23 protein-coding genes are annotated in these 21,258 nt (G+C 72.0%); 8 read left to right on the top strand and 15 right to left on the bottom strand.

The features are described 5' to 3' along the window. Window positions 1–16 precede the first annotated feature (16 nt). The 5 genes from F0344_RS28920 to F0344_RS28900 all read right to left on the bottom strand — a co-directional run bounded on the left by F0344_RS28920 (window position 17) and on the right by F0344_RS28900 (window position 4,515). Window positions 17–1,078, bottom strand: coding sequence for an aminotransferase class V-fold PLP-dependent enzyme (locus F0344_RS28920; RefSeq protein ID WP_185301561.1), 1,062 nt, complete (start codon window positions 1,076–1,078; stop codon window positions 17–19). A 96-nt stretch (window positions 1,079–1,174) separates the two neighbouring features. Beyond that, window positions 1,175–1,903, bottom strand: coding sequence for a DsbA family oxidoreductase (locus tag F0344_RS28915; RefSeq protein ID WP_185301560.1), 729 nt, complete (start codon window positions 1,901–1,903; stop codon window positions 1,175–1,177). A gap of 57 nt (window positions 1,904–1,960) precedes the next feature. Beyond that, window positions 1,961–2,464, bottom strand: a complete 504-nt coding sequence (locus F0344_RS28910; RefSeq protein ID WP_185301559.1) for a GNAT family N-acetyltransferase — start codon at window positions 2,462–2,464, stop codon at window positions 1,961–1,963. 79 nt (window positions 2,465–2,543) lie between these two features. Beyond that, on the bottom strand, window positions 2,544–2,924 hold the full coding sequence (locus F0344_RS28905; RefSeq protein WP_185301558.1) for a hypothetical protein: 381 nt from the start codon (window positions 2,922–2,924) through the stop codon (window positions 2,544–2,546). Between the two features lie 70 nt (window positions 2,925–2,994). Next, window positions 2,995–4,515 carry an aldehyde dehydrogenase (NADP(+)) gene (locus F0344_RS28900; protein ID WP_185301557.1) on the bottom strand — a complete coding sequence of 507 codons (1,521 nt, stop codon included), beginning with the start codon at window positions 4,513–4,515 and terminating at the stop codon, window positions 2,995–2,997. A gap of 158 nt (window positions 4,516–4,673) precedes the next feature. On the opposite strand from F0344_RS28900, the gene F0344_RS28895 reads away from it, so the two are divergent. The 5 genes from F0344_RS28895 (at window position 4,674) to F0344_RS28875 (ending at window position 9,056) form a co-directional block, all read left to right on the top strand. Continuing rightward, window positions 4,674–5,441 carry an IclR family transcriptional regulator gene (locus F0344_RS28895; RefSeq protein WP_185301556.1) on the top strand — a complete coding sequence of 256 codons (768 nt, stop codon included), beginning with the start codon at window positions 4,674–4,676 and terminating at the stop codon, window positions 5,439–5,441. Window positions 5,442–5,444: 3 nt separating this feature from the next. After that, window positions 5,445–5,918 (top strand): GNAT family N-acetyltransferase, encoded by a 474-nt coding sequence (locus F0344_RS28890; protein ID WP_185301555.1) that lies wholly within the window; start codon window positions 5,445–5,447, stop codon window positions 5,916–5,918. A 98-nt stretch (window positions 5,919–6,016) separates the two neighbouring features. Continuing rightward, window positions 6,017–7,075 carry a hypothetical protein gene (locus F0344_RS28885; protein WP_258050154.1) on the top strand — a complete coding sequence of 353 codons (1,059 nt, stop codon included), beginning with the start codon at window positions 6,017–6,019 and terminating at the stop codon, window positions 7,073–7,075. Next, window positions 7,072–8,400, top strand: coding sequence for a sensor histidine kinase (locus tag F0344_RS28880; RefSeq protein ID WP_258050153.1), 1,329 nt, complete (start codon window positions 7,072–7,074; stop codon window positions 8,398–8,400). Before F0344_RS28885 ends, F0344_RS28880 begins: the two co-directional genes overlap by 4 nt. Beyond that, the gene (locus F0344_RS28875; protein WP_185301554.1) at window positions 8,397–9,056 is read left to right on the top strand and encodes a response regulator transcription factor; all 660 of its coding nucleotides are present in this window, start codon (window positions 8,397–8,399) and stop codon (window positions 9,054–9,056) included. The genes F0344_RS28880 and F0344_RS28875 overlap by 4 nt, the downstream gene beginning before the upstream one ends. Before the next feature lie 104 nt (window positions 9,057–9,160). On the opposite strand, the gene F0344_RS28870 is transcribed toward F0344_RS28875, so the two are convergent. Then, window positions 9,161–10,615: an NCS2 family permease gene (locus F0344_RS28870; protein ID WP_185301553.1), complete on the bottom strand. Its 1,455-nt coding sequence runs from the start codon at window positions 10,613–10,615 to the stop codon at window positions 9,161–9,163. 416 nt (window positions 10,616–11,031) lie between these two features. Here F0344_RS28870 and F0344_RS28865 point away from each other — a divergent pair, with 416 nt between their 5' ends. The 3 genes from F0344_RS28865 to F0344_RS28855 all read left to right on the top strand — a co-directional run bounded on the left by F0344_RS28865 (window position 11,032) and on the right by F0344_RS28855 (window position 13,079). Next, window positions 11,032–11,652: a helix-turn-helix domain-containing protein gene (locus F0344_RS28865; protein ID WP_185301552.1), complete on the top strand. Its 621-nt coding sequence runs from the start codon at window positions 11,032–11,034 to the stop codon at window positions 11,650–11,652. A gap of 153 nt (window positions 11,653–11,805) precedes the next feature. After that, the gene (locus F0344_RS28860; RefSeq protein WP_185301551.1) at window positions 11,806–12,369 is read left to right on the top strand and encodes a SigE family RNA polymerase sigma factor; all 564 of its coding nucleotides are present in this window, start codon (window positions 11,806–11,808) and stop codon (window positions 12,367–12,369) included. Then, the gene (locus F0344_RS28855; RefSeq protein WP_185301550.1) at window positions 12,369–13,079 is read left to right on the top strand and encodes a hypothetical protein; all 711 of its coding nucleotides are present in this window, start codon (window positions 12,369–12,371) and stop codon (window positions 13,077–13,079) included. The genes F0344_RS28860 and F0344_RS28855 overlap by 1 nt, the downstream gene beginning before the upstream one ends. On the opposite strand, the gene F0344_RS36920 is transcribed toward F0344_RS28855, so the two are convergent. The 9 genes from F0344_RS36920 to F0344_RS28810 all read right to left on the bottom strand — a co-directional run bounded on the left by F0344_RS36920 (window position 13,060) and on the right by F0344_RS28810 (window position 21,258). Then, window positions 13,060–13,431: a hypothetical protein gene (locus F0344_RS36920; protein WP_374940124.1), complete on the bottom strand. Its 372-nt coding sequence runs from the start codon at window positions 13,429–13,431 to the stop codon at window positions 13,060–13,062. The genes F0344_RS28855 and F0344_RS36920 overlap by 20 nt on opposite strands. 85 nt (window positions 13,432–13,516) lie before the next feature. Further along, window positions 13,517–14,821 (bottom strand): pectate lyase family protein, encoded by a 1,305-nt coding sequence (locus F0344_RS28845; RefSeq protein ID WP_185301549.1) that lies wholly within the window; start codon window positions 14,819–14,821, stop codon window positions 13,517–13,519. A 23-nt stretch (window positions 14,822–14,844) separates the two neighbouring features. Continuing rightward, entirely contained in the window at window positions 14,845–15,642 is a 798-nt protein-coding gene (locus F0344_RS28840) for a rhamnogalacturonan acetylesterase (RefSeq protein ID WP_185301548.1), read from the bottom strand. Between the two features lie 120 nt (window positions 15,643–15,762). After that, entirely contained in the window at window positions 15,763–17,097 is a 1,335-nt protein-coding gene (locus F0344_RS28835; RefSeq protein WP_185301547.1) for an ABC transporter substrate-binding protein, read from the bottom strand. Window positions 17,098–17,159: 62 nt separating this feature from the next. Then, window positions 17,160–17,432 carry a hypothetical protein gene (locus F0344_RS28830; RefSeq protein ID WP_185301546.1) on the bottom strand — a complete coding sequence of 91 codons (273 nt, stop codon included), beginning with the start codon at window positions 17,430–17,432 and terminating at the stop codon, window positions 17,160–17,162. Window positions 17,433–17,478: 46 nt separating this feature from the next. Beyond that, complete coding sequence (locus tag F0344_RS28825; protein ID WP_185301545.1) at window positions 17,479–19,035, bottom strand: glycoside hydrolase family 43 protein; 1,557 nt, start codon at window positions 19,033–19,035, stop codon at window positions 17,479–17,481. Continuing rightward, window positions 19,032–19,859 (bottom strand): DUF6807 domain-containing protein, encoded by an 828-nt coding sequence (locus F0344_RS28820; RefSeq protein ID WP_185301544.1) that lies wholly within the window; start codon window positions 19,857–19,859, stop codon window positions 19,032–19,034. Before F0344_RS28820 ends, F0344_RS28825 begins: the two co-directional genes overlap by 4 nt. Continuing rightward, window positions 19,856–21,040 (bottom strand): Gfo/Idh/MocA family protein, encoded by a 1,185-nt coding sequence (locus tag F0344_RS28815; protein ID WP_185301543.1) that lies wholly within the window; start codon window positions 21,038–21,040, stop codon window positions 19,856–19,858. The genes F0344_RS28820 and F0344_RS28815 overlap by 4 nt, the downstream gene beginning before the upstream one ends. After that, the gene (locus F0344_RS28810) at window positions 21,037–21,258 is read right to left on the bottom strand and encodes a hypothetical protein (protein ID WP_185301542.1); all 222 of its coding nucleotides are present in this window, start codon (window positions 21,256–21,258) and stop codon (window positions 21,037–21,039) included. The genes F0344_RS28815 and F0344_RS28810 overlap by 4 nt, the downstream gene beginning before the upstream one ends.

Raw genomic sequence — 21,258 nt, 5'->3', positions numbered from 1 at the left:
GGGTCTCCTCGCGGCCTCAGCCGCCCAGGACATCCAGCACCCGGTCCACGTCCGCCTCGGAGTTGTAGAGGTGGAAGGACGCCCGCAGATTCCCGGCCCGGTCCGAGACCATGATCCCGGCATTCGCCAACTCCGCTGTGCGCACGCCGAGTCCGGGCACGGCGACGATCGCCGACGTGCCAGGAACGGGCGCGTGGCCGAGTTCCGCGAGGCCGCCGCGGAAGCGGTCCGCGAGCCCGGTGGCATGGGCGTACAGGGCGTCGGCGCCGATCTCCGCCAGCAGTCCCAGGGAGTGCTCGGCCCCGTGGTACGCGAGGAACGCGGGCGGCTCGTCGAAGGCGCGGGCGGTGGAGGCGAGCCGCTCGACCGGGCCGTACGTGCTGTTCCACCGGTCCTCGGCGGAGACCCAGCCCGCGTGGAGCGGCGGGAGGGCGGCCTGCGACTCCTCGGTCATGGTGAGGAACGAGGCGCCGCGGGGGCAGAGGAGGAACTTGAAGCCGCCGGTGACGGTGTAGTCGTAGGCCCCGGCGTCCAGCGGGAACCAGCCCGCCGACTGGGAGGCGTCGAGCAGCGTCCGGGCGCCGTGCGCGGCGGCCGCCGACCGGATGGCACCGAGGTCGGCGACGCGGCCGTCGGCGGACTGGACGGCGGAGAAGGCGACGAGGCCGGTCTCGGGCCCCACGGCGTCGGCCAGTCCGTCCAGCGGGACGTAGCGCATCCGGAGATCGCCGCGGAGCGCGAACGGGCTCACCACGGAGCTGAACTCGCCTTCGGGCGCGAGGACCTCGGTCCCCGGCTTCAGCGAGGCCGCGACCAGTCCGACATGGACGGCGACCGAACCGCCGGTGGCGACGCGGTCGGGGCGGACCCCGGCGAGCCGGGCGAACGCGGCCCGGGCCGCGTCCACGGCGTCGAAGCTGCCGGCCCCGCCGCGCGTGCCCGCGGCGTTCTCGTCGACGAGAGCCTTGACGGCCTCCGCCGCGCGGCGGGGCAGCAGCCCGCAGCTGGACGTGTTGAGGTAGGTGGTCTCCGGAGCGAACTCGGCGACTGCCGCTTGGCTGAGCGTGATCGTCTGCATAGGTCCACCCTGGGCGCCCCTCAACTCATAGTCAATTGCCAGGAGTTAAGGGGTACACCCAAGGGACGCTTATGCATACCGCCGCCGGCGGGACGCTCAGACGGAGGCTTCGGGCTGCGGAACCTCGCAGGAACCGTCCGCGTCGCAGGCCGCCGCGTCGTCGCCGATCGTGGTGAGCGCGGTGACGGCACGGTCCTTCCACGCCTGCTCGAGCGCCTTGAGGAACACCTCGGACGGCTGGCCGCCGGAGATTCCGTACCGCCGGTCGAGCACGAAGAACGGCACCCCGTTGGCACCCAGCTCGGACGCCTCGCGCTCATCGGCCCGGACGTCGTCCGCGTACGCACCGGGATCGGCGAGCACCGCGAGGACCTCGTCCCGGTCGAGCCCCGCCTCGACGCCGAGCTCCACGAGGACGCCGTCGTCGAAGACCGAGCGCTCCTCGGCGAAGTTCGCCCGGTAGGCGAGGTCCAGCAGCTCGTCCTGACGGCCGCGCGCCTTGGCCAGGTGGAGCAGCCGGTGGATGTCGAAGGTGCTGCCGTGGTCACGCCCCTCGGTCCGGTAGGCCAGCCCCTCGGCATGCGCGTTGCCCGCGACATTGGCCTCCATGGCCCGGGCCTCCTCACGCGTACGCCCGTACTTCTGGGCCAGCACGTCGATCACCTGCGCGGTGTCCCCCTTGGCGCGCCCCGGGTCGAGCTCGAAGGAACGGTGTACCACCTCGACCCCGTCCCGGTGCGCGAACTCGGCCAGGCCCTTTTCGAAGCGGGCCTTCCCGACGTAGCACCACGGGCAGGCGATGTCGCTCCAGATCTCGACGCGCATGACTCTTCTTCTCTCCAGGATCTCGGCACCACGGACGCACCACGGAGGTACCCTCCGCTATCCCCGTTCAACATTCAACGGCTCCTGGTGATTCCCCACGTCGAAGCAGAACGCCAGGTGGCTGCCCGCGCGGGGCCCGTCCGGGTCGGGGGTCCAGCCGTGGCGGGCGTAGAACGCCTGGGCACGGGTGTTGTGCACGAACACCTCCAGCCGGGCGGTCCGCACCCCGGCCCGGCGCCAGGCATCGGTGCACGCGGCATGGAGGGCGGTGCCCACTCCCGTACGCCACTGGGAGGGCGAGACGTGGAGCTGGGACAGGTACGTGGAACCGTCGCGCTCGGCGTAGGCCGCGATGCCCGCCAGGACCCCCGCGCGCTCGGCGCAGAGCACGGTGGCGCCGGACCTGCCGATGGCGCTCGCCCAGCCGTCACGGCTGCGGGCGACCCCGGCCGCTCCCGCGTACTCCTCGGTCGGAAGATGGCCCCGGTAGTAGGTGGCACGGGCCTCGGTGTGCAGCCGGACGACGGCATCGAGGTCGTCCGGTGTGGCGATTCGGATCATGGTGGAGGGGACGCGCGGGCCCGGCCGGCGGTTGCCGAGTGAGGTGGCGGCGCCACGGGGGTGCGCCACCGGTGTCCCGTCAGGTGTAGCTGAGCATCATGCCCGCGCCGGTGAGCAGTGTTCCGTACTGGAGGAAGAGAGCCCAGGCACGTGCCTGGGCGAAGGGCAGCCGTGCGCAGGGGCAGACGGATGCCGCGACGCCGGACGCCGCCGTCGTCAGCAGCGCAGCGAGGATCGCGGTGCCCGAGACGTCGGCGCAGTGCTCGCCGTAGGTGAGGCAGCGGGAGCCGTCCGAGGAGGCGAGGGCGGCGATGCCGCAGAGGAGCGCCACGGGGACGATCAGCGCCAGGCCGATGCGGGCCGCCCTGCGCAGTTTGCGGTCCTTCGGTTCGGCGGGGCAGGGGCGCGGGGTGTGGCCCGACACGGCCCTTGGACGCTGTTCGGTGGGCGTTCGACTCATGGAACCCATTACACCCTCCGGCCGGGGCCGGAGGGTGGGGACTGCTACTCAGCTCGGTTGAGTACGGGCCCTATTCGCGGTGCCCGTCCACCCTGCGGGGCAGGCCCTGCGGGTTGGACTCCTGGAGTTCCGGCGGCAGCAGGGCGTCCGGGGTCGTCTGGTACGTGACCGGGCGCAGCCACCGCTCGATCGCCGTGGCGCCGACCGAGGTGGAGGTGGACGTGGTCGCCGGGTACGGGCCGCCGTGGTGCTGGGCCGGGGCGACGGCTACGCCGGTCGGCCAGCCGTTGACCAGGACGCGGCCGGCCAGCGGGGTGAGCGCGGCGAGGAGCCGTGCGGCGCTTTCGTCGGTCTCCTCGGTGGCCGTCTGGAGCGTGGCGGTGAGGTTGCCCGGGAGCCGGGAGAGGACCGCGGTGATCTCGTCCTCGGTCTCGTAACGGGCCACGACGGTGACCGGGCCGAAGCACTCCTCCAGGAGGGCGTCGTGCGGTCCGTCCTCGGTGAGCCGCTGCGCCGGTACGGTCAGGAAGCCCGGCGCGACGGTGTGTTCGCTGCCCGCGCCGGGGGTGACGGGGGCCGTCACGTCCGGGAGTTCGGACCGTTCCCGTACGCCCGCGACGAACGCGTCGCGCATCCGCTGGTCGAGCATGACCGCGGACTGGCTGTCGCTGACCACGTCGGTCAGGGACTTCAGCAGCTCATCGCCCGTCCCGCCCGCCGGTACGAGGACGAAGCCGGGCTTCGTGCAGAACTGCCCCGCGCCCATGGTCATCGAGCCCGCGAGCCCGGCGCCGATCTGCTCGCCGCGCTCGGCGGCGGCGGCTTCGGTGACGACCACGGGGTTCAGGGAGCCGAGCTCGCCGTGGAACGGGATCGGGGTGGGCCGGGCCGCCGCCGCGTCGAACAGGGCGCGGCCGCCGCGGATCGAGCCCGTGAAGCCGGCCGCCGCGACGAGCGGGTGCCTGACCAGCTCGACGCCCGCCTGGAAGCCGTGCACCAGGTTCACCACGTCCTCGGGCAGGCCGTTGCGCACGGCGGCCCGGCGCAGGACGGAGGCGCAGAGTTCGGAGGTGGCCGGGTGGCCGGGGTGCGCCTTGATGACGACGGGGCAGCCCGCGGCGAGCGCGCTGGCCGTGTCTCCGCCGGGGACGGAGAAGGCGAGCGGGAAGTTGCTGGCCGCGTAGACGGCGACGACGCCGAGCGGGATCTTGTAGCGGCGCAGGTCCGGCCAGGGCGGGGTCTGCTTCCCGTCCTCGTGGTCGATGTGGATGTCGAGGTACGCGCCCTCGTCGACGACCTCCGCGAACGCCCTCAGCTGCGCCGCCGTGCGGGCGAGCTCGCCCGTGAGCCGGACCGGACCGAGGGCGGTCTCGGCGTCGGCCGCCTCGATGACGTGCTCCCCCGCCTCCGCGAGCAGGTCGGCCGCCGTACGCAGGAACGCGGCGCGCACCGTGCGGTCGGCGAGCGATCCGCGTACGGCGTGGGCGGCCCGGACGGCCCGGTCGACCTCCCCCGCTGTAGCCTCCACCGCAACCTGCTCGCGCGGGTTCCCGGTTCGGGGGTCGACGCTCCAGACTGGTGCTGCTGCCACCGTGATTCCTTCCAGCTCCTCTACCGCACAACCAGGAGTTGTTCGGTATTCTGAACAGCGTTCCTGATCGTGAACTTATTGGGGACTCTATTTCCGGGCGATCAGTGTTGGCAAGAAGTCGCAGGGTTCTGCCGTGAAGGTTGGAAGGGGCGTAGGGCATGTCGGTTGAGTCTGGTGGGGCGCAGGTCAAGTCCGCGGTGCGGACGGTCGAGTTGCTCGAATACTTCGCGGGACGGCCCGGTATGCATGCGCTGGCCTCCGTGCAGGAGGCGGTGGGCTACCCGAAGTCCAGCCTCTACATGCTGCTGCGGACACTGGTGGAGCTGGGCTGGGTGGAGACCGACGCCACGGGCACGCGGTACGGGATCGGCGTGCGGGCCCTGCTCGTCGGCACCTCCTACATCGACGGGGACGAGGTCGTGGCCGCCGCCCGGCCCACCTTGGACCGGCTCTCCGACGACACCACCGAGACCATCCACCTCGCCCGGCTCGACGGAACCAACGTCGTCTACCTCGCCACGCGCCAGTCCCAGCACTATCTGCGCCCCTTCACCCGCGTCGGCCGCAGGCTGCCCGCCCACTCCACCTCCCTCGGCAAGGCGCTGCTGGCCACCCACAGCGACGAGCAGGTCCGCAAGCTGCTCCCGGAGACGCTGCCCGCGCTGACCGAGCACACCATCACCGACCGCGAGAGACTCATCGAGGAACTCGGCGTCATCCGCGAGCAGGGCTACGCGGTCGACCGCGAGGAGAACACCCTCGGACTGCGCTGCTTCGGCATCGCCATCCCGTACCGGACCCCGGCGCGCGATGCGATCAGCTGCTCGGTGCCGGTCGCCCGCCTCACGCCGGGACACGAACAGATGGTCAAGGACGCCCTCTTCGACGCCCGCGACCGCCTCACCCTCGCGACCCGCAGGCTCTGACCCGTGGACGTGACGCTGCGCGAGGTGCGGGACGGGGACCTGCCGCTCTTCTTCGCTTACATGAGTGACCCCGAAGCGGCCCGGGTCGCGGCCTTCACCAGCAAGGACCCCACCGACCGGGCCGCTTTCGACGCCCACTGGGCCCGTATCCGCGCGGCCGACCACATACTCATGAGGACCGTGCTCGCCGACGGGGCCGTGGTGGGCAACACCGGGGTGTACGGGCCTCCGGACGACCGGCAGGTCACGTACTGGATCGACCGGGCCCACTGGGGGCGCGGGCTGGCGACCGCCGCCCTGCGCGCGCTGCTCGGCCTCGTTCCGGAGCGTCCGCTGCACGCACGGGCCGCCGCCGACAACCTCGGCTCGGTCCGGGTGCTGCGGAAATGCGGATTCGTCGTGACGGGCCGGGACCGCGGCTTCGCCGAGGCACGCGGCGAGGAGACCGACGAACTGCTGCTGACCCTGGACGCCTGAGGCACCTCCCGGGACGAGGGCCGTCTCCGCCGCGCGGCGGAGACGGATCGTCGCGGCGCAGGACGTGCGGCGGGGCCAGACCCGGAAGCGTGGGTGTCATGACGAAGACACCACTCGAACACCCCCTCCCGGCCTCCTCACCGCCCTCACCGCCCTCCCCGCCCCTCACCGGCCAGGGCCGGGCCCGTGCCGTGCTCCGGAACATCGCGATCGCTTCCTGTCTGCCCTACCTCGCGCTCAAGGCCGCCTGGATCGCGGGCAGTCGGCTGGGCATCCCGGACGGCAGCTCGCTCCTCGACCACCGCACCACCATGATCGTCGCTAACGCGGCGACCATCCTCATGGACGGATCGGTCGTCGTCATCGCCCTGCTCCTCACCCAGGCCCGGGGGCTGCGCGTCCCCGCCTGGCTCATGGCCCTGCCGATGTGGACCGCGACCGGACTGCTCCTGCCGATCATGGCCGGCTTCCCGGTCCAGCTCCTGGTCGGGCTCCTCGGCGGCGGGACGCCGGCGACCGCGAACGCCGGCCGTCGGCCCTTCCTGGACGACTGGGTCTTCGGCGTCGTCTACACCGGCTTCATCGTCCAGGGTCTCGCGCTCGGCGCCCTGTTCGTGCTCTATGCCAAGGACCGCTGGGGGTCTCTGTGGCAGGGCGCCCTGCGTGACCTCCCGGACAGCCCCACCACCCCGGCCCTGCGCATCGGCGCCGTGGTGGCAGCCGTGATCGCCCTGGTGCCCGCCACGATGCACCTGCTGTGGGCGGCCGGCGGCACCGCCGCCCTCAACCCGTCCCGGATCGAGGAACGGACCAGCGGCTTCTACGCCCTCCAGGCGGTCGACGTGCTGTTCGCCGCCGCGACCGTCGCCGGCCTCCTGCTGCTCGCCTTCCGCCGCACCGGAAAGCTCCCGCTCTGGGTGCCGCTCGCGCTGGCCTGGGGTGGCTCGGGGGCCATGGCCTGCTGGGGCGGCTGGATGAGCATCGCCTCGCTGACCGGGGCGCAGGAGATCTCCGACGAGCCCACCACCGGCATGGTCCTGCTCTACGCTGTGCAGATGCTGGTGGGAGCGGTGGTGGTCACGCAGGGTGCGTACTTCTTCGCCGAGCGAGCGGCGGCGGTGAGGGAAGCGGCAGAGCCGTCCGGCCCGCGGCCGTGACCGTTCTGTTCGGGCGACGGGCCCGGCTGCGCTGGCTGCACCTGATCATCGGTGGCGCGCTGCTCATGCCGTACTTCCTCGTCGGCTCGGTGATCGTCGGCTCGTTCAGCGGGGAAACCCATGTCTTCTCCTCCCCCGCCACCCAGCTGACCGCGTATCTGATCGCCCTGCCGATGGCCGCGGTCACCGGGGTCTTCCCACTCGTCCGGCCGCTGTCGGTGGCCGCCGCCCGCGCCCTGTGCGACGTCCGCGCCGGCCTGCTCGCCGACGGGCCGGCCAGGACCCGGCAGGCCAAGGTCCGGACCGCGGGCTGGTTCACGCTGCACCTGGCGCTCGGCGGCGTCGTCAGCGGGCTGACCCTGGCGCTGACGCCGTACGCGGTGGCCGTGGCGCTCTCCCCTCTCTTCGCGGCGGACTGGAGATTCCGGGCGCTGCGGCTGCCCGAGTCGCTGGACGGGCCGTGGTTCCTGGTCCTGGCCCCGGTCGCGGGGGTCGCGATGCTGGTCGCGATGGCTGGCTGTGTCGCGGCGGCCGGGGCGCTCCTGGCCGGCCGGGCACCGGCTCTGCTGGGGCCGACCCCCGAGGACCGGCTGGCCGCCGCCGAGCGCCGGGCCGCCCGTCTGGCCGTACGCAACCGGCTCGCGCGCGAACTGCACGACTCCGTCGGCCACGCCCTCAGCGCGGTCACCCTCCAGGCGGGTGCGGCGCGCAGAGTCCTGGACAGCGATGCGGCGAGCGATGTCGCATTCGTACGCGAGGCGCTGGCCGCGATCGAGGAGACAACACGGCGTACGGTCGGTGAACTCGACTCCGTGCTCGGCCTGTTGCGCCAGGACGAGGACCGCCCGGGGGAACAGGACGGCCCGGAGGGGCAGTCGGGTCCGGCGGGTCCCTGCCTCGACGCGCTGGGCGGACTGCTGGCGCGCTGCGGTGTCCCGGTCTCGTACGAAACGCAGGGTGATGTGGGGGCGGTCGGGGAGACCGTGTCGAGGGAGGCGTTCCGGATCGTGCAGGAGGGGCTGAGCAACGCCCTGCGGCACGGTCTCGCCGGTACGCCGGTGGAGCTGCGCCTCTTGGTGCAGGACGAGGAGCTGGAGATCCTGATGGAGAACGCACTGCCCGAGCGGCCCTCGGTGGTGAGGCCGGGCGGCGGACGCGGACTGCGCGGTATGGCCGAACGGGCCGTCCTGCTCGGCGGCCGTACCGGAGCGGGACCCCACGAGGACGGCGTGTGGCGGCTGAGCGCGCGGCTGCCGCTGACGAGCCCCGGGACCCCGGGGCGGGCGACCACCGGAAAGCGGACCTCCGGAAAGGGCGAGCGATGAGCGCCGCCATCCGGATCGTGGTCGCGGACGACGAGCGCATGGTCCGTACGGCGTTGCGGGTCATCCTGGACGCCGAGGCCGGTCTCGAGGTCGTCGGCGAGGCGGCCACCGGCGCGGAGGCGGTGTCGGTGGTGCGGCAGCTGCGCCCCGATGTGGTCCTCATGGACGTCCGGATGCCGGAGATCGACGGCATCCGGGCCACCGAACAGATCCTCGGCACGCTCGACCCGCCCCCGCGGATCGTCGTCGTCACCACCTTCGAGAACGACTCCTACGTGTACGACGCGCTGCGCGCCGGAGCCGCGGGCTTCCTGCTGAAACGGGCCGCGGCCGAGGAACTGGTCCAGGCGGTGCGACTGGTGGCCCGCAGTGAATCGCTGCTGTTCCCGGCCGCGGTCCGTGGGCTGGCGGACCGGTACGGCAGGCAGAGGGCCGCCGCGGCGGCTCCCTGGGTGGCGCGGCTCACCGAGCGGGAGGCGGAGGTGCTGCGGCTGATGGCGGCAGGGCTGACCAACGCGGAGATCGCGGGGCGGCTGCGGGTGGGAACGGCCACGTCGAAGTCCCATGTGGCGGCGGTGCTCGCCAAGACGGGCGCCCGGGACCGTACACAGGCGGTGATCGCGGCCTACGAATCCGGTTTCATCACCCCCGGCTGACCTTCCGTTCCGCCTGGCGCGGGCGCGTGAGAAATGGGTGAGAAGGGGCAGAGGTGCGGCACCGGCACCGCCCGGCGGCGGTGCCGGTGCCGGTGCCGGTTCGGCTACTTCACTCCGAGCAGCTGCTCGATCGGGTCGATGGCGAAGTACGCGGCGAACAGCACCGAGGTGCCCCACAGCAGCCAGTGCACTTCGCGGGCCTTGCCGAGGCACGCCTTGATGACGACGTACGCGACGAAGCCGGCGCCGATGCCGTTGGTGATGGAGTACGTGAACGGCATCACGGCGATCGTCAGGAAGGCGGGGATGGCCACGTCGAAACGGTCCCAGTCGATGTGCTTGACCTGGGTCATCATCAGGAATCCGACCGCGACCAGAGCCGGCGCGGCGGCCTGCATGGGGACCGTGGTCAGCACCGGGGTGAGGAAGAGGGCCAGCCCGAACAGACCGCCCGTGACCAGGTTGGCGAATCCGGTGCGCGCACCCTCGCCCACGCCCGCCGCCGACTCGATGTAGGTCGTGGCGGAGGAGGCGGAGGCCGCACCGCCCGCGACGGCGGCCGCGCCGTCGATGAGCAGCACCCGGCCCAGGCCCGGGACCTGGCCACGCTCGTCGAGCAGTCCGGCCTCGGCCGTGACGCCGACGACGGTGCCCATCGTGTCGAAGAAGTCCGACAGGATCAGGGTGAAGACCAGGAGCACCACGGTCAACACGCTGACCTGCCCGAAGGCGCCGAACAGATCGAAGTTGCCGAGGAGCCCGAAGTCCGGGGAGGCGACGATCTCGTCAGGCAGCTCGGGGACGGTCAGACCCCAGGACGCGACATCCGCGAGCTCGTTGACCGCCACGGCGACCACGGTCATCAGGACGATGCTGATCAGGATCGCGCCCTTGACCTTGCGCGCGAGCAGCACGATCGTGAGGAGCAGCCCGGCGCAGAAGACCAGCATGGGCCAGCCGCTCAGCGTGCCGGTGCCGAGCTGGACCGGCACGGTGGTCTGGGCGACGTCCGGGATGCGGGTGACGAAGCCGGCGTCGACGAAGCCGATGAAGGCGATGAAGAGGCCGATTCCGACGCTGATCGCCTGCTTGAGCGGTTGCGGGATGGCGTGCATCACCGCTTCCCGTAGTCCTGTGAGGACGAGTACGCAGATCAGCAGACCCTCGAACACGATGAGGCCCATCGCGTCGTCCCAGCTCATGAGGGGCGCGATCTGGAAGGCGACGACGGCGTTGAGTCCGAGCCCGGCCGCCAGGGCCAGCGGCAGATTGCCGCCCACACCCATGATCACGGTCATCACCGCGGCGACCAGGGCCGTGGCCGTGACGAGCTGGACCGCGTCGAGCTGGTCGCCGAACTTGTCCTTGGCGCTGCCCAGGATGATCGGGTTGAGGACGAGGATGTACGCCATCGTGAAGAACGTGGCGAAGCCGCCGCGTATCTCCGTCGCGTACGACGAACCGCGCTCCGTTATGCGGAAGTAGCGGTCCACCGCCGATCCGGTTCCCACGGCGGGCGGTCTGGGCGAATCCGCCTTGCCGGTCGCGCTGCTCTGCATGGTTTCTCCTGTGTCAACGGATGAATCGCGAGGGCGCGCACTCCCGCGCTGTCGTACGACAGGGAGGGGTGGAGCCCGTGCGGAGTACGCCGATTGCCGCAGGGCGGGCGTCGGAAACGAACACACTCGCGACAGGCGTGAGCGGATCATACGCGCGGTGGATTCGTGCTTTCCCTACGCCTGCTGTCAGTTCAGGACATCGGGCCACTGCGCGGTGCGGCGTTCGGGGCCCTCGTCCTGTCAGTTCCTACAGAATCGAGCGGGCACATTCCCATGAAATCCGGAAACTGACGACACGTGCGATCGCACACAGGACGTTCACCGCCTAGCCTGTGCCGGTGCCTCATCCCCCCTCAGCGGAACCAGCACCTCCCTTCAACTCCCGCGCCGCCCGCGTACTGCGGGAACGCCTGGGAATGACTCCCGGACATGTGGCCCACGGCATACGCGCTTCCTACGGAATGACCCATGTCACCGCGGAACACATCAGCGCCTGGGAGCGCGGCACCCTCCTCCCCTCCGCCCCCGAACTCGCGGCACTGAGCGGGGCGTTGTGGTGCGCCCCGAGTGAGCTCATCGGGGCTCCTCGAACCCTGCGGGAGCATCGCCTCGCGCGTGGGTTCGCCGTCGAGGACATGGCCCGTGTCGCGGGACTGGACGTCCACGCGTACCAGCACATGGAGTCGACCGGGGTGTGGACCGGCACCAGCCGCCAGTCCGCGGCACTCGCGCAAGCCCTGGCACTGAACCCTCGGGACTTCGTCACCGTGACCGGGCTGGACGGGGAACTGACGCACATGCTGCACGATGCCGTCGGCACCCGCTGGCAGGCCCATGCCCGCCCCATCGCCCGGCTGCTGTCCGCAGACCGCCGGGAGCTGTCGGGCCCGCTGCGCGAGATGCATCAGGAGTACCAGGCGCTGATGACCGCGACCCTGAGCAGAGGAGGCGGTTCGTCCGCCTCGGGTGAAGCGGGTCTGCGTTACCTGGAAGAGATCCTGGACCACTTCTGGTCGAAGTTCCCGCCCGCCGGGTAGCCGGTGAGCGGCGGCGCCTGCGGGCACCCTCGTCGAAGCGCTTGCGGTGGGCGCTGGTACGCTCTCGCCCCGCCTGCTCCCCGTGGGTGTCCTGGCGGTACGCCGGCCGGGTCTTCGCGCCGGGAGGGACTTGGACCGCAGAGGGAGGTACCCGTGGGCAGAGCCGTCGACGATGCCGCCGCCGCCGAGTTCCACGCGTTCTTCGAGGCCCACTACGCCGGACTGGCGCGGCTGGCCCACATGCTGACCGGTGAGGCCGATGCCGCCGACGATCTGGCGGCGGACGCGCTGATGGCGCTCTGGCACCGGTGGGACCGGGTGCGGGCCGCCGAGCATCCGGTGGCGTACGCGCGGGGTGTCGTCGCGAACCTGGCGCGTACCCGGATCCGCAGCGCGGTGCGGGAGCGTCGCAGGGTCGCGCTGTTCTGGGCACCGCGCGGGGACGGCGACGGATACGGGATCGAGGGCCCCGACGTGTCGGCGGTCGTCGACGTACAGGAAGCACTGCGCCGGCTTCCGTTCCGTAAACGGGCGTGTGTGGTGCTGCGCCACGCCTTCGATCTGTCCGAGCGGGACACCTCGCTGGTGCTGGGGATATCGGTCGGCACGGTGAAGAGCCAGACTTCGCGCGGTGTCGCGGAGCTGCAACGCCTGCTCGGGGATGCCGCACAGGCACAGGTGGCCGCCGCGGCGCGGCGCGGCGAAGGAAGGCACTGATGGACGACGAGCTGCGGCAGAGGCTTCGGGACGCGGCGCTGGCCCACCGTCCGGACAGGGAACGGATGCTGGCCCGGGTGGAGCGCGGGATCGCCGAAGGGCGCCCCGCGCGCACCGGGCGGGCCTCGCGGCCCTTCGGTGCTCCGATGCCGTGGCTGCGGGTCTCGGGCGCGACGGCGGCGGTGTGCGGGGTGCTGGCCGCGGGAACGCTCGCGGTCACCTCGGCGGTCGACGACAACAGGGGCGCGGGGCGGGTCTCGGGGCCGGCGTCCCCGTCGTCGACGGCTCCCGCCCCCCGGCCCTCGCTGCCCGCCCAGGACGGGCCGTTGCGGTCGGACGGTGCGGTGAATCCGAACAGCAACCGTTACTGGGCGCAGAGCGAAGTCACCGTGAGGACCGCAGAGGTGCTGTCGGAGCTCACCGTCGAGCTGTGGATCGCGCAGACGGGCGGGGTGAACTCCACCGGGTCCTGGCGTTCCCTCCCGGTGGAGGACTTCACCGTCTCGGCCCGGGAGACGAGCGGCTTCCTGGTCTACCGCTGGACGCTGAAGCCGGGGCGGACGGTCCCTGTCGGTACGCACACGTTCGCGGGCCAGTACAACCACGCCGAGGGCGCCCGGGACGCGGAGGGCGACGCCTACACGGCCCGCGCCCGCTCCGCCGGTCAGCGGGCGGCGGTGGGCGGGGCCTTCACCCCCGCCGCCCGCTGATCCCCGCGAGTTCAGTGGTGCGGCTGCCAGTCGCCCAGGTAGGCGGCGCGCGTGTGTGACCCGGCCTCGGCCGCGGTGAGCTGGGGGCGGTTCCCGGGGACCAGGATGCGGGCAAGACCGTCCCGGTCACCGAGGTGCCGGAGGCGTCGACGGCGGCCTGGACGGTGGTGTGGTCGCCGCGGCCGAGCGGGTCGACGTACAGCGTCCGCGCGGTGAGACGCCTGGACGGTGATCCGTACCGGCCGAAGGGGGCGGGCCCCGTGGCGTACGCCCGGGGGGCGAGGGCCAGGCCTGCGGTGGCGAGGGCGCCCGTGAGGAGGGAGCGGCGGCCGAGAGCGGCGTACGAGGTCATGCGGGAGGTACCTCCGTTGGTGCGGGTAAGGGAGGGGCGGGGCGGGCGGAGCGGCAGGACCCGCCCCGGCGATCGGAGGGGGCGGTCAGCAGACCTTGCCCGCGCCGGCCTTCCTGGTGACGAGGCCGGGGAGTGCGCGCGGGTCGTTGACCTTGGTGCGGAGCTCGGGGGTCCAGCCCGCGCCGGACGCCAGCTGCTCGGCCGGGTACTGCGCGTTGTGGACGGCGATCAGGTCGGTGGGGGCGCCGTTGACGTAGTTGCCGGTGGCCGTCAGGGGTGCCTCCTTCCACTTCTTGAGGACCGCGCCCGTCCGCACCGACGGCGGCAGGGAGAAGGAGTTCTTCTCCGCCACGAGCTGGGACTCGATGCCGATGCCGAAGGAGTAGCCGTACTTCTGGCCCGGGGTGACGGTGAAGTGGTTGTTGTACGCGTCGACCTTGCCGAAGCGGACGCGCGGGGCACGCTCGACGACGCCGTCGAAGTGGTTGTGGTGGAGGGTGACGCGCAGCTTGCCCCGGTCGTCGGCGCCCGCGCTGTCGCTGTTGCCGATCATGAGGGTCTTGTCGTGGTCGCGCAGGACGTTCCACGAGGCGGTGACCAGGTCGGCGCCGCGGACGATGTCCAGGAGACCGTCGTGCTGCTGGTAGATCTCGCCGAAGTACGAGGGGAGGGTGGAGTCCGGGTAGCGGCCGTCGGTCAGGGTGTTGTGGTCGACCCAGACGTGCTGGGAGCCGTACACGACGACCGCGTCGTACTCGGAGTTCCAGGCACCGGTGGCACCGTCGGTCGGGTCCCAGGCGGGGAAGCAGTCCAGCGGGGCCTCGATGGTGAGGTTGCGCAGGATGACGTTGCGCACGCCCTTGATCTGGAGACTGCCGCCCCTGATACCGGCGTTCTCGCCCACGCCCACGATGGTCGTGTCAGCGGGGACGAACGCCATGATGCCCAGCTTCTGGTTCGCCGCCGACGCGGCCCGCAGGTCCTCCTGCTCCCCGGCGGGCTCCTTGTCCATGCCCCAGACCGCCGGATCGTAGTCGGCGAGGTACCGGTCGAAGTCGTAGCCGGGTGCCTCGAAGGAGGCGCAGCCCTCGGATGTGGCGTCGATGACGCCCTTGATCCTGATGATCGAAGGCGCACCCGCGGCGGCGGTGAGCGCGGCCTTGAACTCTGCCCAGGTGGTCACGGTGAAGACGTGGTCGGCGTCGGCGGCCGAGCCGCCGGTGGTGCCGGTGCCCTCGGAGGCCCAGCCGTCCTGCGCGGCGAGGGTCTGACGGGTGGGGTCGGGCCGGTGGTGCGCGGCGGCCTGGGCGGTTCCGGTGGCGGCGAGGACGAGGACGGTGCAGCCGGCCAGCATGGCAATGACGCGCCCATGACATGTTGAGGTTCTCATCGTGCGGCTCTCCTTCGTGCGGTTCAGGCTCGGGGCCAGGTGATCCAGGACTCGGGGATCTCGTCGGCGAGGCGGCGCACCTCGCGCGGGGCGAGCGCGCGGCGTTCCAGCAGCCCGGTCGCGACGAGGCGGGCCACGGCGATCGCGCCCGGCGGGTTGAAGTGGGTGTTGTCCTGTTCGGTCGCGGTCCAGTTGAAGTACGTCTTGGTCTCCTCGGCACCGAGCTTCTGCCACAGGGCGATCGACAGGGCCTGGATGTCTACCAGCGCCACGTCCTCCTCCTCGGCCAGCGCCCGCATCGCCGCCGGGTACTCGCCGTGCGTGGGCAGGGCCGTGCCACTCGCGTCGAACTTCCGGCGCTCCACGGAGGTGGCGAAAACGGGCAGCCCGCCGCGGGCCCGCGCACCGTCGATGTACTGCCGCAGGTGCTCCTGGTACGTCGACCAGGGCTCCGTGTAGCGGGTCGGGTCGGCGCTCTTGGAGTCGTTGTGCCCGAACTGGATGAGGACGAGGTCACCCTCGCGCACGCCGCGCAGGAGCACGTCGAGCCGTCCCTCGTCGATGAAGCTCTTCGAACTGCGGCCGTTGACCGCGTGGTTGGCGATGCCGACGCCATGGCCGAGGAAGAAGGGCAGGGCCATGCCCCAGCCGGTCTCGGGCGCGGCGTCGGCGTACTTCTGGGCGGCCGTGGAGTCGCCCGCGATGTGCAGGGTCCGGGGCCTCGGCCGGCCGCCGCCGTTCTCGGCGAAGGCGGGAGTGGCGGCGAAGGCGAGGGGCAGCGCGAGGAGCGCGGCTGCCGTCCTTCTGCGGGTGAGGGACACGGGGGACTGCCTCTCTCGGGGGGAGGTGTGATGGTCCTGGTCCTGCGTGGAGCGGGACCGGCGGCGGGGCGCGACCCGTACCGCCGCCGGTCCCGGTCGGGGGAGGCGGAGCCGGCCGGATCAGCCGTTGCCCAGCTCCTTCCACTCCTTCTGCGCGGCGTTCAGCTCATCGGCGATCTTGTCGAGGAACTGCTTGGCCGTGACCTTGCCGAGGAGCAGCTTCTGGAACTCCGGCTCGTTGTCGGCCTTGCTGATGTTGTTCCAGTCGGGCAGGTAGTACGGCAGCTGCACGATCGTGGTGGAGCCGTCCGTCAGGGACTTCGCACCGAGCGCGGTCGGCTCGGAAGCGGCGATCCACGGGTCCTTCGCCGCCTCGGTGTTGGCGGGGATGGCACCGGCCGCCTCGTTCCACTTGCTGTTGGACTCGTGCGAGGCCGCGAACTCGATGAACTTCCAGGCCGCCGTCTTGTTCTTGCTCACCCGGAACATACCGAGCCCGTCGACGGGGTTGGAGACCTGGACCCGCCGGCCGCCGTCGCTCAGCGGGTTGGGGATTCCGGCGAACTTGTCGGGACCCAGCGCCTTCAGGTGGTCCTGGTAGGAGCCCAGGTTGTGGCTGAGCATCCCGATGCTGCCGGTGTCCCACTGGGCGACCATCTTGGTGAAGTCGTTGTTGACGTCGGCGGACGGCGTCGTCCTCTTGAAGAGGCCGACGTACTTCTCGAGCGCGGCGACGTTCTTCGGGTCGTTGAGCGTCGTCTTGTCGCCGTCCCAGAACTCCGTGATGCCGGACTGGCCGTACGAGGCGTCGATGGCCTGGGCGATGGAGCCCGCGCCACCACGGATGGTGTAGCCGAACTTGTTGTTCTTGGAGTCGGTCAGCTTGTCCGCTGCCTCGTAGAACTTCGCCCAGGTGGTGGGGGCCTCCAGGCCGGCGGCCTTGAACAGGTCGGTGCGGTACCAGAGAGTGCCGTTGTTCGCGGAGGTCGGCACGGTGTACATGTCCTCGCCACGGCCGCCGGCGACCTTGACGCTCGCGACCATGGACTCGACGAGCTTGCCGTCCAGGGCCGATCCCTTGATCCGGTCCTGGACGGGCTCCAGCGCCTCCTGCGAGACGATGTTGGAGAGGTAGGCGGTGCCGACGCCGCCGACGTCAGGCAGTCCGCCGCCCGCTATCGCGGTGTCGTACTTGGACTGGACGTCCGCGATCGGGATCGGCACGTACTTGACCTCGATGTCCGGGTTCTTCTTCTCGAAGTCCTTGATGATCTCGGTCCAGATGGCCGTGCGCGGTCCGCCGTTGTTGTCCCAGAAGGTGATCTCGCCCTTGCCGCTGCCCTCTTTGCCCGAGCTGCTGCCGTCGTCACCACAGGCCGTGGCCGTCAGCGCGAGCACTGCCGTGAGGGAGACCGCTGCCGCGGTACGCCCCCGGTACGTCTTCGAGATGTTCATGGTCGGCTCTTCTCTCTGGGTTCGGTCGCTGTGCTGTTGAGCGGGGGAATTCGGGAAGGGATTCAGTGCTGCGTGCTGCGGTGGGGGGTCCGGCCGTCCTCGCCCGCCAGGTGGTCGGCCACGTCGTGGTGTGCGGCGTCCCGCGCCGGCGTCCGGGGGTGGTCCGCGGTGACATAGGTGCCGGGGGCGAGCCGTACCGTGATCCGCCCGCCGCTGCCCGCGGGCACCGCGTCGACGGCCGCCTGACCCGGCGCGCTCGGTACGAGGAGGGCGGCGCCCAGGGCGAGGGCCGTGGTGAGCGTTCCGAGGTTTGTTCGCTTGGTACGGAGGTGCATCGTCGCGGCTCCCATACAGGCGGTTTGCGAAAGTGGGGGCGGGGTGTCAGTACGCGGTGCGGAAGGCGGTGAAGTCGGCCGTGCCGGCGGGTCCCGTCCCGGCCGGAGCGGTGGCGAACAGGCCGAGCAGTGCGCCGACCCAGCGCCAGGGCGTCGCCGCGAAGACCTGGCCCGAGGGGCAAAAGCCGTCGCCGTCGCCCGTATCGGCGTAGAAGCGGCAGCGTGCGCCGGCGGTGACCTCGACACGGAGGCGGACCCGGCCGTGGGGCGCGGGGCGCGGGTACTCCGCGTCGCGTTCGTGTTCGGCGACCGTCTCCGCGTACCGGTGCACGAGGCGCGGCGCCCCGTCGTCCCCCGCTTCGAGGCCGATCCAGCTGAACGCGTCGCCCAGCACGGCGAGTCCGGCCTTGGCGCCCGGCTCGTCGCTGTTCAGGACGAGTTCCGTCTCCACGGTGAACGACTCGGCGGGCAGCCGCTGGACGAGCACGTTGGGCAGGGCCCGCAGATCGTGCGCGTACGCGGTCCGTACGCAGCTGAGACGCAGACCGTCACCGGCGTGCTCGACCGTCCAGCCGGGCCGGGGCCCCGCTGTCCACTGCCACTGCCGGCCGAAGCGCCCGCCGGGGAAGTCGTCGTCGAAGGCGGGCACTTCGCGGGGCTGTTCGGGGACGAGCGGCTTGGTGTGCGCGCAGACGGGCTCCCCCGCGTTCCCGATGACGGGCCAGGGACCCGCCTCACCGTCGGTGGTCCAGCGCATCGGCTGGAGGTGGACGACTCGCCCGTACGCCCCCTTGGCCTGGAAGTGCAGGAACCAGTCCTCGCCCCGCGCCGTGCGCACCCAGGCGCCCTGGTGCGGTCCGTTGACCCGTGTGCTGCCCTGGGCGAGGACGACACGTTCCTCGTACGGGCCGGAGAACTCCCGGGACCGGAAGGCACCCTGCCAGCCGGTCTCCACCCCGCCCGCCGGGGCGAAGATCCAGAAGTAGCCGTCGTGACGGTAGAGCTTGGGGCCTTCGAGGGTGAACCAGCCGGGTATCCGGTCGGCGTCGACCAGGGTCTCGCCCGTGTCGAGCAGCTCGCGCCCGTCAGGGCTCATCCGGTGACCGGTGAGCCGGTTCTTGATCCCGGAGCGTGACTTGGCCCAGGCGTGCACGAGGTACGCCTCGCCGGTCTCCTCGTCCCACAGCGGGCAGGCGTCGATCAGCCCCTTGCCGGCCTTGATCAGGTGCGGAGCGCTCCACGGGCCGCGGATGTCCTCGGCGTTGATCTGCTGGATGCCGTGGTCGGGGTCGCCCCAGAAGATCCAGAACCGTCCGTCGTGGTGGCGCAGGGACGGCGCCCACACCCCGCAGTCGTGGCGCGGCACGGCGAAGTCGACGGCGGGTTCGAGGCGCTCCAGGGCGTGCCCGACGAGGGTCCAGTTGACCAGGTCGCGGGAGTGCAGCAGCGGCAGCCCGGGGACCCGGCCGAAGCTGGACGCCGTCATGTAGTAGTCGTCGCCGTGGCGCACGACGTCCGGGTCGGACCAGTCTGCGTCCAGCACCGGGTTGCGGTAGGTGCCGTCTCCGAGGTCGGCGGAGCGCAGTGTCGTGGGGCCGCTCATGCCGTCACGACCTTGCGGACGTGGGCGTCCGCGGTGTCCCGGTCGAGTGTGCCGTCGGCGACGACGGTGACGACGCGGCGCACGACGGTGGCTCCGGCGGCGACGACGAGGCGGCGGTCCGCGGCGAGGGAGGAGCCCACCCCGGGGTACTCGGTGCTCCGGACGAACCAGGGATCGTTCCGGGTCTCCTCGGTGGCCCCGGCGAAGACGAGGGTCCAGCCGTTCCCGGCGAGCGCCACCCAGTCGGCGGCCCTGCCGTGCACGGCCTCTTCACCGTCCGCCTCGGCGCCGAACACGACGGGCGCCGTGGGCCCCTTGGGTGCGCGCCAGAAGAATCCGCCGTATCCGGCGCCGGGGCGGCCGTTGGTGGCGGGGCTGCCGATGGAGAGCCCGGTGGTCCCCCGGTTGGTGAGGGAGAAGGAGAGGTCGAGCGCCCACGCGGTGTCGGAGAGCCCGGTGACGGCGACCGTGCGGTGCTCGCGCAGCAGCTCGGTGCCGTCGGCCTCCCAGCTGAGCTCCTCCACGAAACCGTCCTGGTCGCGGAGCTTCCACCCGAGGTGACGCTGCACCCCGTGGTTGTCGAGTTCGGTGGGGCCCTGGTCGCGGACGAAGGTGCGTCCGCCCCAGAAGTTGTACCCGGCCACGTCGGGGACGGCGATGGAGGCGCCGAGGTGGTGGATGTGGTCGCCCGGCCGCTCCTCGGTGACGGGGGTGCCCGCCAGGGTGGTGACGGGGTGGAGGAAGGGGCGGCCGTCCCGGGCGGAGGGGAGGTAGCTGTAGCGGCCGACGGTGCGGCCCGCGCAGCTGAGGAGTGCGGTGGTCACGGTGTACTCACCTCGCTGGGGTGCGCCCAGGGGGCGCCGAGTTCGGAGAAGAGGCTGAGGGTGTCGGCGCCCGCGGCGACCAGGGCGTCGACACCGCGCACGACGCGCCGTACGCCGGTGGTGGCCGTGGCCGGTGCGGTGAACCAGGCGTCGCCGGGCAGCGCGGCGGGTTCGGGGGCGGTGCGCACGGCCTCGACGACGCGCATGAACGCGCCGGTGCGGTGCGGGGGTACGAGGAGGGCCGTGCCGTGTGCCAGATGGCCGGCCAGGTTCTCCAGGAGGTCGGTCCGCCCGTGGACGACTTCCTCGGGCCCCCGGCCGGCGCGCTGGACGAGGACGCGGTCCTGCTTGTACCAGAAGGTGATCCGGCCCCGGTCGCCGTGGACGATCACATACGGTTCGGCGGCCTGTTCGGCGCAGAGGGTGACGGCGACGGTGACCGGCGGTCCGCCCGGGGTGGTGATGCGGAGGCAGGAGGTGTCGTCGGCCTCGATGTCGTTGGCCCGGAACAGCTGGGTCTCGATGGCCAGGACGTCGTCGGCCCTCCCGCTGTCCGCGAGTTCGAGCGCGGTGGCGACGGCGTGGGCCAGGGGGTTGGTGAGGACCCCGTCGACCACGTCGGTGTCGCCGATCCTGCGGCGTCCGGCCCAGGGCGCCCGGCGGTAGTAGGCCTCGTCACGGACCCAGGCCCCGGCGGCGCCGAAGCCCTGGACGGTGCCGATCGCACCGCTGCGTACGAGTTCCCGGATGGCGGGGACGGCGTGCGAGCCGAAGGACTGGAAGCCGATCTGGCAGGCGATGCCCGCTTCCCGTACCCCCTCGGTCATCCGGACGTAGTCGGCGTAGGTGGCGGCGGGTGGCTTCTCCAGGAGGAGGTGGACACCACGCGCGGCAGCGGTGAGAGCCAGTTCGGTGTGGGTCTGGATCGGGGTGCAGATGACGGCCGCGCGGGCTCCGGTGGAGTCCAGGAGCGCCCCGAAGTCAGCGCACTGCTGCGGGAGTTCACCGGCGAAGGCGTCGAGTTCGCCCGAATCCAGCGGTGCCAGTTCGCAGATCCCGGCGAGGCGGACGACCCCCTGGCCCTGGAGGCGGCGGATGTTGGCGAGGTGCCAGCGCCCGTGGCCGCGTGCCCCGGCGAGGACGATCGGGAGGGGGGTGGCCGTGGTGGCGGTGGTGCTCATCCGACCCTCCCCGCGCCCGCGCCGCGTGCCCAGCCGTCGCCGGCCGCGAGGACCTCCCGGCCCAGGTCCGGTACGGCGGCCGCGGGGGCGGCGGGTACGGCGGCCGGGGTGGCGGCCTGTGCTCCGGGCTGGAGGGCCAGGCACCCGGCGAGCAGGACGAGCGTGGCGGCGGCGCGGCGGCCGGTGCGGGGCCGGGGCGCGGGGGTTGGTTCGGTCAT

It is taken from the genome of Streptomyces finlayi (genome assembly GCF_014216315.1).
GTDB lineage: Bacteria > Actinomycetota > Actinomycetes > Streptomycetales > Streptomycetaceae > Streptomyces > Streptomyces finlayi_A.
This window is presented reverse-complemented; position numbering and strand designations above follow the sequence as displayed.

Bases quoted from the DNA above. Each gene is read 5' to 3' on its own strand.
- F0344_RS28920 (WP_185301561.1), bottom strand. From the start codon at position 1,078: ATGCAGACGATCACGCTCAGCCAAGCGGCAGTCGCCGAGTTCGCTCCG.
- F0344_RS28915 (WP_185301560.1), bottom strand. From the start codon at position 1,903: ATGCGCGTCGAGATCTGGAGCGACATCGCCTGCCCGTGGTGCTACGTC.
- F0344_RS28910 (WP_185301559.1), bottom strand. From the start codon at position 2,464: ATGATCCGAATCGCCACACCGGACGACCTCGATGCCGTCGTCCGGCTG.
- F0344_RS28905 (WP_185301558.1), bottom strand. From the start codon at position 2,924: ATGAGTCGAACGCCCACCGAACAGCGTCCAAGGGCCGTGTCGGGCCAC.
- F0344_RS28895 (WP_185301556.1), top strand. From the start codon at position 4,674: ATGTCGGTTGAGTCTGGTGGGGCGCAGGTCAAGTCCGCGGTGCGGACG.
- F0344_RS28885 (WP_258050154.1), top strand. From the start codon at position 6,017: ATGACGAAGACACCACTCGAACACCCCCTCCCGGCCTCCTCACCGCCC.
- F0344_RS28875 (WP_185301554.1), top strand. From the start codon at position 8,397: ATGAGCGCCGCCATCCGGATCGTGGTCGCGGACGACGAGCGCATGGTC.
- F0344_RS28870 (WP_185301553.1), bottom strand. From the start codon at position 10,615: ATGCAGAGCAGCGCGACCGGCAAGGCGGATTCGCCCAGACCGCCCGCC.
- F0344_RS28865 (WP_185301552.1), top strand. From the start codon at position 11,032: ATGACTCCCGGACATGTGGCCCACGGCATACGCGCTTCCTACGGAATG.
- F0344_RS28855 (WP_185301550.1), top strand. From the start codon at position 12,369: ATGGACGACGAGCTGCGGCAGAGGCTTCGGGACGCGGCGCTGGCCCAC.
- F0344_RS36920 (WP_374940124.1), bottom strand. From the start codon at position 13,431: ATGACCTCGTACGCCGCTCTCGGCCGCCGCTCCCTCCTCACGGGCGCC.
- F0344_RS28845 (WP_185301549.1), bottom strand. From the start codon at position 14,821: ATGAGAACCTCAACATGTCATGGGCGCGTCATTGCCATGCTGGCCGGC.
- F0344_RS28835 (WP_185301547.1), bottom strand. From the start codon at position 17,097: ATGAACATCTCGAAGACGTACCGGGGGCGTACCGCGGCAGCGGTCTCC.
- F0344_RS28830 (WP_185301546.1), bottom strand. From the start codon at position 17,432: ATGCACCTCCGTACCAAGCGAACAAACCTCGGAACGCTCACCACGGCC.
- F0344_RS28825 (WP_185301545.1), bottom strand. From the start codon at position 19,035: ATGAGCGGCCCCACGACACTGCGCTCCGCCGACCTCGGAGACGGCACC.
- F0344_RS28815 (WP_185301543.1), bottom strand. From the start codon at position 21,040: ATGAGCACCACCGCCACCACGGCCACCCCCCTCCCGATCGTCCTCGCC.
- F0344_RS28810 (WP_185301542.1), bottom strand. From the start codon at position 21,258: ATGACCGAACCAACCCCCGCGCCCCGGCCCCGCACCGGCCGCCGCGCC.